Source organism: Brevundimonas diminuta 3F5N (assembly GCF_900163625.1).
Lineage (GTDB): Bacteria > Pseudomonadota > Alphaproteobacteria > Caulobacterales > Caulobacteraceae > Brevundimonas > Brevundimonas diminuta_A.
This window is the reverse complement of the sequence record NZ_FUIE01000063.1, coordinates 1-11,092: the sequence shown is the minus strand read 5'-3', so window position 1 is coordinate 11,092 and position 11,092 is coordinate 1. Positions and strand designations below refer to the sequence as shown.

At 68.4% G+C, this 11,092-nt stretch carries 15 protein-coding genes; 6 read left to right on the top strand and 9 right to left on the bottom strand.

The window, feature by feature from the left end; all coding sequences use genetic code 11:
• Nucleotides 1-63: 63 nt before the first annotated feature.
• The 4 genes from FM111_RS12175 to FM111_RS12160 all read left to right on the top strand — a co-directional run bounded on the left by FM111_RS12175 (nucleotide 64) and on the right by FM111_RS12160 (nucleotide 2,695).
• Complete coding sequence (locus FM111_RS12175) at nucleotides 64-942, top strand: TIR domain-containing protein (protein ID WP_179205092.1); 879 nt, start codon at nucleotides 64-66, stop codon at nucleotides 940-942.
• A 6-nt stretch (nucleotides 943-948) separates the two neighbouring features.
• Nucleotides 949-1,455, top strand: a complete 507-nt coding sequence (locus tag FM111_RS12170) for a zeta toxin family protein (protein ID WP_087141209.1) — start codon at nucleotides 949-951, stop codon at nucleotides 1,453-1,455.
• Nucleotides 1,452-1,634 (top strand): hypothetical protein, encoded by a 183-nt coding sequence (locus FM111_RS12165; RefSeq protein WP_087141208.1) that lies wholly within the window; start codon nucleotides 1,452-1,454, stop codon nucleotides 1,632-1,634. Before FM111_RS12170 ends, FM111_RS12165 begins: the two co-directional genes overlap by 4 nt.
• 197 nt (nucleotides 1,635-1,831) lie before the next feature.
• Nucleotides 1,832-2,695: a hypothetical protein gene (locus FM111_RS12160; RefSeq protein ID WP_087141207.1), complete on the top strand. Its 864-nt coding sequence runs from the start codon at nucleotides 1,832-1,834 to the stop codon at nucleotides 2,693-2,695.
• A 79-nt stretch (nucleotides 2,696-2,774) separates the two neighbouring features.
• Here FM111_RS12160 and FM111_RS12155 read toward each other — a convergent pair whose 3' ends face one another.
• On the bottom strand, nucleotides 2,775-3,446 hold the full coding sequence (locus FM111_RS12155; RefSeq protein WP_087141206.1) for a DsbA family oxidoreductase: 672 nt from the start codon (nucleotides 3,444-3,446) through the stop codon (nucleotides 2,775-2,777).
• 111 nt (nucleotides 3,447-3,557) lie between these two features.
• Between FM111_RS12155 and FM111_RS12150 the strand changes: the two genes are divergently transcribed.
• Together FM111_RS12150 and FM111_RS12145 are read left to right on the top strand one after the other, a co-directional pair.
• A complete protein-coding gene (locus tag FM111_RS12150; RefSeq protein WP_087141205.1) occupies nucleotides 3,558-4,493 on the top strand; it encodes a nucleoside hydrolase in 936 nt (311 codons plus the stop codon).
• Nucleotides 4,490-5,335, top strand: a complete 846-nt coding sequence (locus tag FM111_RS12145; RefSeq protein ID WP_087141204.1) for a ribokinase — start codon at nucleotides 4,490-4,492, stop codon at nucleotides 5,333-5,335. The genes FM111_RS12150 and FM111_RS12145 overlap by 4 nt, the downstream gene beginning before the upstream one ends.
• Nucleotides 5,336-5,342: 7 nt before the next feature.
• Here FM111_RS12145 and ruvB read toward each other — a convergent pair whose 3' ends face one another.
• The 8 genes from ruvB to FM111_RS12105 all read right to left on the bottom strand — a co-directional run bounded on the left by ruvB (nucleotide 5,343) and on the right by FM111_RS12105 (nucleotide 10,897).
• Nucleotides 5,343-6,374: a Holliday junction branch migration DNA helicase RuvB gene (ruvB, locus tag FM111_RS12140; protein ID WP_087141211.1), complete on the bottom strand. Its 1,032-nt coding sequence runs from the start codon at nucleotides 6,372-6,374 to the stop codon at nucleotides 5,343-5,345.
• 181 nt (nucleotides 6,375-6,555) lie between these two features.
• Nucleotides 6,556-7,179, bottom strand: a complete 624-nt coding sequence (gene ruvA / locus FM111_RS12135) for a Holliday junction branch migration protein RuvA (protein ID WP_087141203.1) — start codon at nucleotides 7,177-7,179, stop codon at nucleotides 6,556-6,558.
• A complete protein-coding gene (gene ruvC, locus FM111_RS12130) occupies nucleotides 7,176-7,688 on the bottom strand; it encodes a crossover junction endodeoxyribonuclease RuvC (RefSeq protein WP_087141202.1) in 513 nt (170 codons plus the stop codon). Before ruvC ends, ruvA begins: the two co-directional genes overlap by 4 nt.
• A gap of 71 nt (nucleotides 7,689-7,759) precedes the next feature.
• Nucleotides 7,760-8,005 (bottom strand): hypothetical protein, encoded by a 246-nt coding sequence (locus FM111_RS12125; protein WP_087141201.1) that lies wholly within the window; start codon nucleotides 8,003-8,005, stop codon nucleotides 7,760-7,762.
• A gap of 1 nt (nucleotide 8,006) precedes the next feature.
• Nucleotides 8,007-8,729 carry an MgtC/SapB family protein gene (locus FM111_RS12120; RefSeq protein ID WP_087141200.1) on the bottom strand — a complete coding sequence of 241 codons (723 nt, stop codon included), beginning with the start codon at nucleotides 8,727-8,729 and terminating at the stop codon, nucleotides 8,007-8,009.
• A 59-nt stretch (nucleotides 8,730-8,788) separates the two neighbouring features.
• The gene (locus tag FM111_RS12115) at nucleotides 8,789-9,490 is read right to left on the bottom strand and encodes an MgtC/SapB family protein (RefSeq protein ID WP_087141199.1); all 702 of its coding nucleotides are present in this window, start codon (nucleotides 9,488-9,490) and stop codon (nucleotides 8,789-8,791) included.
• On the bottom strand, nucleotides 9,483-10,001 hold the full coding sequence (locus FM111_RS12110) for a hemerythrin domain-containing protein (RefSeq protein ID WP_087141198.1): 519 nt from the start codon (nucleotides 9,999-10,001) through the stop codon (nucleotides 9,483-9,485). The genes FM111_RS12115 and FM111_RS12110 overlap by 8 nt, the downstream gene beginning before the upstream one ends.
• 122 nt (nucleotides 10,002-10,123) lie before the next feature.
• The gene (locus FM111_RS12105; protein ID WP_087141197.1) at nucleotides 10,124-10,897 is read right to left on the bottom strand and encodes a YebC/PmpR family DNA-binding transcriptional regulator; all 774 of its coding nucleotides are present in this window, start codon (nucleotides 10,895-10,897) and stop codon (nucleotides 10,124-10,126) included.
• Nucleotides 10,898-11,092: the final 195 nt, after the last annotated feature.

Below are 11,092 nucleotides of genomic sequence, written 5' to 3'. Positions count from 1 at the left end.
TCCTCAGGAGCCTGAATCAGATCGCACGCCGCAATTCAATGGGTCCTGAGCCTAGCATACGGTTTGACGGACGGTGGATACAACGCTTCCGAGATTAGTCTCACCGATTTAGGCCGCCGAGTAGTAGCTCCTACGAGCGAGGGCGAGGACACCATTGCTTTGCAGGAAGCGGCACTCAAGCCACGCATCCTTGGTGAGTTTTTCCGTCACTATGACCGCGCAAAATTCCCGCGTGACGACATTGCGGCCAATGTCTTGATTCAGAAGGGCATCCCTAAAGATCGGGCTGACAGCGTACTTTCGCTCCTCAAGCGGAACGGCGAGCACGTCGGCTTCATCAAACAAACAAAGACCGGTCCGTTTGTGTCCCTAGACGTCGCGCAACCGGTCGCCGACCGCTCGCTCCAGCACTCCGAGCTTGATGATTGCGACATCACACAAAGCGAGCATGAGGTGCCAGTTTCAGTGCTGCCTCCCGCTGTTTCGGCCCCGGCAGTTGCGGCTAACGCCAGCAACACAAACCGTGTCTTTATCACGCATGGCAAGAACCATGCGATCTTGGATCAGATTAAGGAAGTCGTCGAGCTAGGCGGTTTTGAACCTATAATCTCAACTAGAACTGAGACCGCTGCCAAGCCAATCCCCGACAAAGTAATGGATGACATGCGGAGCTGTAGCGCTGCCGTAATCCACGTAGGCTCGGAGGGTGTCCTAACCGACGCAGATGGCAAGGAGCATCCGCAGATCAACCCGAACGTCTTGATCGAAATTGGCGCCGCGATGGCTCTCTACCGAGGGAGGTTCATATTGGTTGTCGAGCAGGGCGTATCGCTGCCTTCCAACCTCCAAGGTCTTTATGAATCTCGCTATACTGGTAGTGCGATAGAATTTCAGGCGGGCATGAGAATTCTAAAAGCGCTTAGAGGGTTAAAAGCGCAGTAGGCAGTCATGCCCACTCTCGTCCTCCTCGCCGGGCCGAACGGCGCCGGGAAGACCACCTTCATCAACGGTTTCCTGCGCGAACGGGCCGAGGCGTTTCAGTTCGTCAATCCGGATGAAGTGGCGCGGTCCCTGCCGCATGGCCCCGGTCGTGATCTGGCCGCCGGGCGGCTGGTGCTGGAGCGGCTGGAGGAACTGACCGCCGCCCGCGCCGACGTGGTGCTGGAGACGACGCTGGCCACGCGCACCCACGCCCGCCGCATCCGCGACTGGAAGGCGGCCGGATACAGCTTTGAACTGGTCTATCTGCGCCTGCCCTCGGTCGAGGCCTCCATCGCCCGCGTCGCGCACCGGGTCGCGCGCGGCGGCCACGGCATTCCCGAAGAGACGCTGAGGCGGCGCTATCCGCTCAGCCTTGACTACCTCGAAACCGTCTACAAGCCGCTGGCCGATAGCTGGCAGGTCTACGCCAGTGGCGGCGAGACCCCCGAACTGCTAGATTGGGGACCGCGATGAACAAGCCGCTGTTTGATCACGAAACCACCCTGAAGGCTCTGCGCCGCGCCGCCGAGACGGCCAAGCACGGCACGCGCGAGGAGCAGTCCGGCAAGTTCCTGCCGCCGCCCGGCTGGAAGGGCCGTCTGGTCACGGGCGCCCCCGCGCCGAAGCTCGAACCCAAACGCAAGCGAGCCTGATCCTCTTTCCTCCCCATGCAATGGGGAGGGGGACCGCGTAGCGGTGGAGGGGCTTTAGGACAGCGGAACCAAGCGGCCCCTCCGTCTCGGTCGCTTGCGCGCCCGATCCACCTCCCCACTGCGTAGGGAGGAGAAGCCCCGTCCGATCCTGACGCACCCGTCCGTCATCCTCCGCCTTTCAGGCAGGAGGCGGCGTGATGGACGAAGAGCGGGAGAAGGATTGGCCCGAGAAAGACTGGCATGAGGAGGCGCCGCGCATCATCGCCTCCGGCCGGTGGGAGCAGGACGAGTACGGCGACACCACCTACATCCCCGACCATGTGCGGCCCTCGACCGCCGAGCGGGCCGAACCGGCTGACGCCCCGCGCGGCCACTACTACGAAGACCCGGCGCCGCGGGATGGCTATCGCGTCCGCTCCGAGGCGGTCTGGGGCGCGGCGCGGCGCGACTATCTGGCCGGGGATACGGCCGAGGCCGTCTGCGACCGCTATGGGCTGAAGCTGGGGACGCTGCGGTCCCGCGCCGCGCGCGAGGGCTGGCGCCGCTGCGACGCGGGCGACCCGGACCCCTGGCCTGACGAGGACGATCCGGTCGAGGAGGCGGCGGCGGACGCCCCCGATCTGGCCGCGATGGCGGCGCAGGCCCTGATGCGTCTGAACCGGGCGGTGCGGCGCGGCCGGGCGGCCGAGGCGGCGTCGTGGCTGCGCACCTGGCGCGCGTTGACGGACCCGGCCCTGCTGGCCGTCGCCGAGCCTGAAAGCCCGCCGCCCGCGCCCGAACCGGACCCGCTCGACACGCTGGAAGCCGACATGAAGGCGGTCGCCGCCGTCGCCCGCGACGCCGCCCGCCTGGCCCCCGACGACCACGCCGGCCGCCGCGCCGTCGAGGCCCGCATCAACGCCCTCAGCGCCCGCCTCGCGCCAGAAAGGGCAGAGCTAGGCGAGGGGGCGATTTCAGACGATTCAGACGAATTGGACTCTGTTTTTCCCGACCCTTCTCCCCTTGAGGGAGAAGGTGGCTTGCGGAGCAAGACGGATGAGGGGTGCGCGGAAACCGGCTGAACGTCCGAAATAAGGGGCGTCGCGCCGACACCCCTCATCCGGTCCTGACGGACCACCTTCTCCCTCAAGGGGAGAAGGGTCAGTTCTTGCCCGCGATTTCGCGCAGGGCGTTAACGAAGGTCTGCGTCGGCTGGCCGCCGGAGATCAGATATTTGTCCTCCACCACCACGGCGGGGACGGAGGTGATCCCCCGCGCGCGCCACAGGGCCTGGGCCGTGCGCACCTCCTGCATGTAGCGGCCGGAGGCCAGCACCTCGGCCGCCTCGGCGCGGTCCAGCCCGGCGGTCTCGGCGGCTTCGGTCAGGACGCCCGCGTCCGAGACGTTGCGGCCCTGCGTGAAGTGGGCGCCGAACAGGGCGTGCTTCAGCGCCGCCTGCTTGTCCGGCGCCGTCAGCCCGGCCCAGTGCAGCAGGCGGTGGGCGTCGAAGGTGTTCCACATGCGGCTGTCGTCGCGGAAGTTCATCTCGACCCCGACCTCGGCTGCGCGGGCGGTGATGGCGGCGCGGTTGGCGGCCGACTGTTCGGGGGTGGAGCCGTATTTGCGGGCCAGGTGCTCGCCCATGTTCTCGCCCTCGGGCGCGATGTCGGGGTTCAATTCGAACGGCTGGAAGGTGATGTCGGCGGCGATCCCTTCGCCCTCCAGACGCTCCAAAGCCTGTTCGAGCCCGCCCAGCCCCACGGCGCACCAGGGGCACATGACGTCGGAGACGAAGTCGATCTTCAGCGGCTTGAGCGGGGCGGCGTCGGTCATGGCGGCGGCTTTCTGGAACAGCGTGTGTGACGGACTATATGGGCGCGCGGAGGGAGGAGGCAAGGCGCGCCGGGCATTGATTCCGCGCCTGCCAAGCGGCACACCGGATCGGTGAAACAGAGCCTGATCATTGATTGCGACCCCGGCGTGGATGACGCCACGGGGCTGCTGACCGCCTTCGCTTCTGCTGACCTCGACCTGCTGGCCGTGACCACGGTCGGGGGCAACGTCAGCGCCGAAAAGACCGCGCGCAACGCCCGCATCCTGCGCCAGATCGCCGGGCGCGAGGACGTGCCGGTGTTCGCGGGCGCCGACCGCCCCCTGCGCCGCGACCCGGCCGGGGCGGGCGAGTTCCACGGGGCTGAGGGGCTGGGCGACCTGACCCCGTTCGAGCCCGCCGCGGCTGTGAGCGATGGAACGGCGGCGCAGGCGCTCGTGCGGCTGGTGATGGCGCGGCCTGCGGGTTCCGTGGCGCTGGCCGTCATGGGGCCGATGACCAATCTGGCGCTGGCCCTGCGGGCCGAGCCGGGGCTGGCGGCGCATCTGGGGCCGGTGGTGGTCATGGGTGGGGCGCGCTCGGAGGGCGGCAACATCACCGCCTCGGCCGAGTTCAACATCTGGGCCGACCCGGACGCGGCGGCCGAGGTCTTCGCTTCGGGCTGCCGCATGATCGTCATGGGGCTGGACGCCACCCATCAGGTGCGGGCGACCGAGGACCGGATCGCGGCGATCGAGGCCCTGCCCACGACCTCGGCCCGCACGGCGGCGGCCATGCTGCGCTTTTCCCAGCGGGTGGAGCGGCGGATCGTCGGCTGGGATGCGGGACCGCTGCACGACCCCTGCACCGTGGCGTGGCTGCTGAAGCCGAAGCTGTTCGAGCTGACGCCCTGCCGCATCGCGGTGGAGACGGACAGCGACCTGACCCGCGGCCACACGGCGGTCGAGTTCCGCGTCGAGGCGGCCGGGGCGAACCATTTCTGGGCGACGAAGGCCGACGCGGCCGGGGTCTTCGCCCTGATCACACAGAGGCTGGGAGAAGGCGCATGAGGATCACCGTCGTCGGCTCGATCAATCTGGATATGGTGGCGGCGGCGCCGTCTCTGCCTGCGCCGGGCGAGACGGTGACGGGGGCCGCCCTGTCGCGCCACCCCGGCGGCAAGGGCGCCAATCAGGCGCTGGCCGCGCGCAGGCTGGGCGCCGAGGTGTCGCTGATCGGCCGGGTCGGCGATGACGAGATGTCAGGCGCGGCGGTGGCCCTGATGTTGGCGCACGGCGTCGACCTGTCAGGGGTGGAGACGGACATCGCCGCCCCGACCGGCGTGGCTTTGATCACCGTCGACCCGACCGGCGAGAACCAGATCACCGTGGCCGCCGGGGCCAACCACTTCGTCACGCCGGAGCAACTGCCCGCCCGGATCGAGACGCCGCTGATCGCCCAGCTGGAGCTGCCGATCGAGACGGTGGAGGCGGCGGTGGGCCGGGCGACGGACTTCGTCTGCGTGAACCTGGCGCCGGCCGCGCCGGTGTCGGAGGCCCTGCTGCGCCGCGCCGACCTGCTGGTGGTCAATGAAACGGAGGCCGCCTTCTACGGCGACGCCCTGCACGTCGGCGGCGGACTGGTGGTCGTGACCAAGGGCGCGCGTGGCGCGGTCATGTATCGGCGCGGGGTGGCGATGGCCTGGGCCACGCCGCCGCGCATCACGGCCGTGGACGCGGTCGGGGCGGGCGACGCCTTCGTCGGAGCGATCGTCGTGGCCCTGCTGGAGGGCATGCAGCCGGACGCCGCGCTTCACTTCGCATGCGCCGCGGGGGCGCTGGCGGCGACCCGGCCGGGCGCGCAGCCGTCGCTCGGCGACCGTGCCGAGGTCGAGGCCCTGATGGCGGGGTAGGGACGGCCTATTTGCCGAACAGGTCCGGCGCGGCGACGGGCGGCGTCTGGGGCGTCTCCAGCCCCAGATGCTCATAGGCGCGGGCGCAGGCCATGCGGCCGCGCGGGGTGCGCTGGATGAAGCCCTGTTGCAGCAGATAGGGCTCGATCACGTCCTCGACCGCGTCGCGCGCCTCGGCGATGGCGGCGGCCAGGGTGTCCATGCCGACCGGCCCGCCGCCGTAGTTCTCGATCAGAGCCTTGAGGAAGCGACGGTCCAGACTGTCCAGCCCGGCCTCGTCCACCTCCAGCCGCGCCAGCGCTCGCGCGGCGGCCAGCCGGTCGATAGGGCCGCCTTCGGCGTCCGCAAAATCCCGCACCCGTCGCAAAAGCCGCCCGGCGATGCGCGGCGTGCCGCGCGCCCGACGGGCGATCTCCATCGCCCCGTCCTCAGTGATGGCCGCGCCCATCTTGCGCGCCGCGCCGCGGATCACGGATGTCAGTTCCTCAGGCGTATAGAACTCCAGCCGTAGCGGAATGCCGAAGCGGTCGCGCAGGGGCGTCGCCAGTAGGCCCGCCCGCGTCGTCGCCCCGACCAGGGTGAAGGGCGCCAGGTCGATGCGCACGCTGCGCGCCGACGGGCCCTCGCCGATGATCAGGTCCAGCACATGGTCCTCCATCGCCGGATAGAGGATTTCCTCCACCAGCGGGGACATGCGGTGGATCTCGTCGATGAACAGGACGTCGCGCGGTTCGAGATTGGTCAGGATGGCCGCCAGGTCGCCCGCCTTGGCCAGGATGGGGCCGGAGGTGGCGCGGAAGCCCACGCCCAGTTCGCGCGCCACGATCTGCGCCAGCGTCGTCTTGCCCAGCCCCGGAGGACCGAACAGCAGGACGTGGTCCAGCGCCTCGGACCGCGCGCGCGCGGCGTCGATGAAGACCTTCAGATTGCCCTTGGCCGCCGACTGGCCGACGAACTCGGACAGGGTCTGGGGCCGCAGGGCGCGGTCGTGCTGCTCGCCGGGCGCGGGCGCGGGCGAGATGATGCGGTCGTCGGTCATGCGCTGCATCCTCCCTTCTCCCTTGAGGGGAGAAGGTGGGCGCCGGAGGCGCTCGGATGAGGGTGCTGTTTCCGCGCGCTCATCCGGAAAGAGGTTCGCCCGCACCCGGCCTCACCCTCATCCGTCTCGCTTCGCGAGCCACCTTCTCCCCTCAAGGGAGAAGGAATGACGGGGGCGGGCCTCATCGTCCGAGCTCCTGCAGAGCCGTGCGGATGACCAGCGGCAGTTCGGCGTCCTCGCCCAGCTTGGTCAGGGCGTGATCGACGGCGCGGCGGGCGTTGACCTCGGCGATGCCCAGACCCAGCAGGGCGGCGACCGCCTCGCCCGTCACGCTGGGCGGCGGAGGGGCGATGGCGGTTTCGGCGTGGACGCCCGGCGCAGTCGGGGCGAACACGCCCTCAGACAGGCTCTTGCCCTTCAGTTCGGTGACGATGCGCAGGGCCAGCTTCGGCCCCACGCCGTTGGCGCGGCCGACTGCGGCCTTGTCCTCGCGCGCGACGGCGGCGGCCAGTTCGGCGGGCGGCAGCACGTCCAGCACGCCCAGCGCCGCCTTCGGCCCCACGCCCTGGATCGTCAGCATCAGGTTGAAGACCTTGCGCTCGTCCCGGCTCAGGAAGCCATAGAGGCGCGGCCCTTGATCCTGGCTCCACTGGCTCTGGATGAACAACAAGGTCTCGTCGCCCGGCGCCGGCAGACGGCCCAGCGTCCGCGCCCCGCAGGTGGCGACATAGCCGACCCCGCCGCAGTCGATCAGGCATTCCGCCTCGCCGACCTCGGCCAGAACACCCCGCAGACGACCGATCATGCCGCGCCTCGTATCGCTACCGTTTTGAACCGGCGATGATGGGCGTGGGTGACGGCCACGGCCAGCGCATCGGCGGCGTCGGCCTTCACGTCGCCCGAGGCGGGCAGTAGGCGCTTCACCATGAAGGCGATCTGGCTCTTGTCCGCCTGCCCTGCGCCCACTACCGCCTTCTTGATCAGGGTCGGGGCGTATTCGGCGACGGAAAGACCCGCCCGCGCCGGGGCCAGCATGACCGCCGCCCGCGCATGGCCCAGCTTCAGCGTCGAGGCCGGATTGACGTTGACGAAGACCTCCTCGATCGCCGCCTCGTCGCAGTCATAGGCGGCACAGACCTCGCCCACCTGCTCCAGCAGATGCAGCAGCCGTTCAGAGAAAGGCGCCTTCTCATTCGGCGCAACAACGCCGTGCGCGATCCAGCGCAGGCGGCTGCCTTCGCTTTCGATGACGCCCCAGCCGGTGCGGCGCAGGCCGGGGTCCAGCCCTAGGATCCGAGTCGTTTCGTTCGCCATCCGTTCCTATTGCCCCAAAGAGGGTTAGCGAACAATGACCGGGCGCTTGGTCAGGCTATAGAACGATCGAGTTAGGATCTGAGATTGCGGGCTATCGCGCGGCGTATCAGCCACATCAGGCCACTGATCGCAAAAATGACTATGGTTACCAGCGTCACTATCCAGAAACCTTCGGGAAATGAACGTGTAAGGATCGCTTCGCCAAAGTTCAAAATTCCACTCACGCTGCCAATGAAGATTCCGCCCAGCATGGGAAGGAAAAGCCCTGCCCGAGCGCCCTGTTTGAACTTGCGCCATTGTGGAGCCTTATCGGGCATTTCAGTCATCTCTGGGCATGACGGAATAGCCCGCCAGACCCGCCTGCTCGGCCAGGACGCGGGACAGGGCGTCGACCTTCAGCGGCATGGGGCCGCGCGCCTTGACGTGCTGTTCGTGGATCTGGCCGTCGGGGCTGACGACGTGGCCGATGCGCGTGGGGCTGAGCCCGTTCTCGGCCAGCAGGGCGTGCAGCGCCTTTTCTTCCGGCGCGGCGCCGCGCGTCCAGCGCAGGGTGACGTCCAGCACCCCGACATGGGGCAGGCGCGCATCCAGAAAGCGCAGGATGGCCAGCACCAGCAGGGTCGCTCCCGCCGCGATCAGACCCAGCTTCCACAGGCCGACGCCGAACATCACCCCGATGGCCGAGGTGGTCCACAGCGAAGCCGCCGTGGTCAGGCCGTGGACCGAGAACCGCTCGCGAAAGATGACCCCGGCGCACAGGAAGCCGATGCCGGTCAGTATGCCGTGCGCCATCCGCGTCGGATCGATCACCAGCCGCTGCTCCGGCAGGGCGACGAAGCCCCAACTGGCCTGATGCATGGCCGCCAGCATCAGGACGCAGGAGGTCATGCAGACCAGGATGTGCGTGCGGAACCCGGCGGGATGGCCGTGATAGGTCCGCTCGATGCCGATCAGCCCGCCCGCGACCATGGCCGAGGCCACCGGCGCCAGCAGGCTCAGCTCCTCGACGCCCCAATGCGTCACGCCCCAGTCGATCGCCATGATCCAAACGCTCCCAACGACCGATCAGGTTGGACCGCGCAGAGGCGCCCGGCAAGCCGTCAGTCGTCGCGCGGGTCCAGCACATAGCCGCAGACGGCGGGCAAGGCCGATAACCGCCCCGCCAGGGCCTTCAGCGCCGCCTCGTCCTCGGACTGGATGCGCCAGCTGCGGCGCACGACAGCGCCGTCGTCGATCAGTTCGAACCGGTCAGGCGCCGGCTTGGGATCAGCCGCGCGCAAGGCGGCCTCGACCTCGGCCTCGGGCGAGGGGGCGTCGCGACGCCAGCGCACCTCCACGTCGGTCAGGGTGCGGTCCGGCAGGCGGGCGCTGACCAGTCTCAGCGCGACCAGGATCAGGCCGGTGATCACCGTTCCCGCCGCGCCGAGGGCGAACAGCCCCGCACCGAACAGCAGGCCGATGGCCGAGGTGATCCATAGCGACGCCGCCGTCGTCAGGCCGTGGATGGAGAAGCCGGTGCGGAAGATGACCCCGGCGCACAGGAAGCCGATTCCCGTCAGCACCCCATGGGCCATGCGGGTCGGGTCGGTGACGATGTTCTCGTTCGGCAGGGCGCGAAAGGCCCAGTCGGCCTGGGTCATGGCCGCCAGCATCAGCAGGCAGGACGCCAGGCTGACCAGGATGTGGGTGCGGAACCCCGCCGCTCGGCCGCGCCATTCGCGTTCGAACCCGATCAGACCGCCCGCGACCAGCGCGCCGGCGATGGGCAGGACGACGGTTTCCAGCCAGGCGGCGTCAGCCATGTTTCTCGACGTAGGCTTCGGGGTCTTTGTTGACCGGCTTCACCCCGGTGATGTGACGAGCCTGGAAGGCGGCGAAACGCACGCCCAGATCGTGCCGCGTCTGCAGGTCGGCGTTCCGGCGGAAGTCCGTCAGCCCCTGCCGCTCTTCTTCGCCCATGTGCTTGGAGTTGACGACGTTGGCCTCGCCGATCGCGTCGAACCAGGCAGGGCTGCCGACCCTGTGGCCGGCCACGGCCTTGACCGCGTCGCGCAGCTTGTTGTGATCCTCGATGGCGTCCTCGGTCTCGCCCTGGACCGTGCCGTCGTCGGCGTCGTTGGCGCCTTCGCCCAGCTTCAACAGCTCGGGATAGAAGTGCTGTTCCTCGGCCTCGGCGTGGGCGTCCAGAAAGGCCGACAGCCGCCCCCACACCGCCTCCAGCGCCTCGATGTCGTCCGCGCCGATCTGCTCGATCAGGGAAAACAGCCTGCGCTGCTCGGCGTGGTCGTCCAGAATCAGCTGGGTGATGTCCATGGGGCGGGCTCCTCTCGGCAAGGCTTGCGCCTTAAGAAGCCTCCGGACTCAAGTCCGGTTCCTGATCCCCGACGCCGCTCCCGCATGGGGCCGGCGCCGAGGTCAGGATCGTCGTGTACGGATCAGCCCGCGAACTTGGCCGCGTCTTCGTCCGAGATGTTTTCGTTCGAATAGACCTGCTGCACGTCGTCTTCGCCGTCCAGGGCGTCCAGCAGTTTGAACAGAACGCCGACGGAATCGCCCGTCAGGTCGATTTCCGACTGCGGCTTCCAGACAATGGCGGTCGACTTCGGATCGCCCAGCACCTTGGACATGGCCTCGGCCACCTCGTTCAGGTCCTCGAAGGCGGTCCAGATGGTGTGACCCGGCGCGTCCTCATAGATGTCGGGCTTGACCAGGTCGCTTTCGACGTCGGCGGCGCCGGCTTCGATGGCGGCCTCCATCACGGCGTCTTCAGAACCCGCCTCGGCGGGATAGTGGATCTTGCCGACCCGGTCCCACATGAAGGTGACCGAGCCCGATTCGCCCAGGGCGCCGCCGTTCTTGGCGAAGGCCGAGCGCACGCCTGAGGCGGCGCGGTTGCGGTTGTCGGTCAGGACTTCGACGATGATTTGCACGCCGCCGGGCCCGCGGCCCTCGTAGCGGATCTCCTCCATCGCATCGACTTCGCCGCCCGAGGCTTTCTTGATGGCGCGCTCGATGTTGTCCTTCGGCATCGATTCGGCCTTGGCGTTGTTCACCGCCAGACGCAGCCGGGGGTTCATCGCCGGGTCAGGCATCCCCGACTTGGCCGCCACGGTGATTTCCCGTGACAGGCGTGAAAAGAGCTTTGAACGGACCGCGTCTGCGCGGCCCTTGCGGTGCATGATGTTCTTGAATTTGGAATGGCCGGCCATGGAGTCGCTCGCCAGATGTCGAATATGCTGAGGGGCGCCCTTTACTGGATGCCGCTTCCTCTGTCACGAGAGGGGAACCGCCCGAACGCGCCGGGGATTATGCGCAGGCATGAATTGGAGACGCCGATGGCCGCCGCCGACGACACCGTAACGGGCCGCTTGGCGTACCACTGAACGATCTCGCCGGCGTGGGCG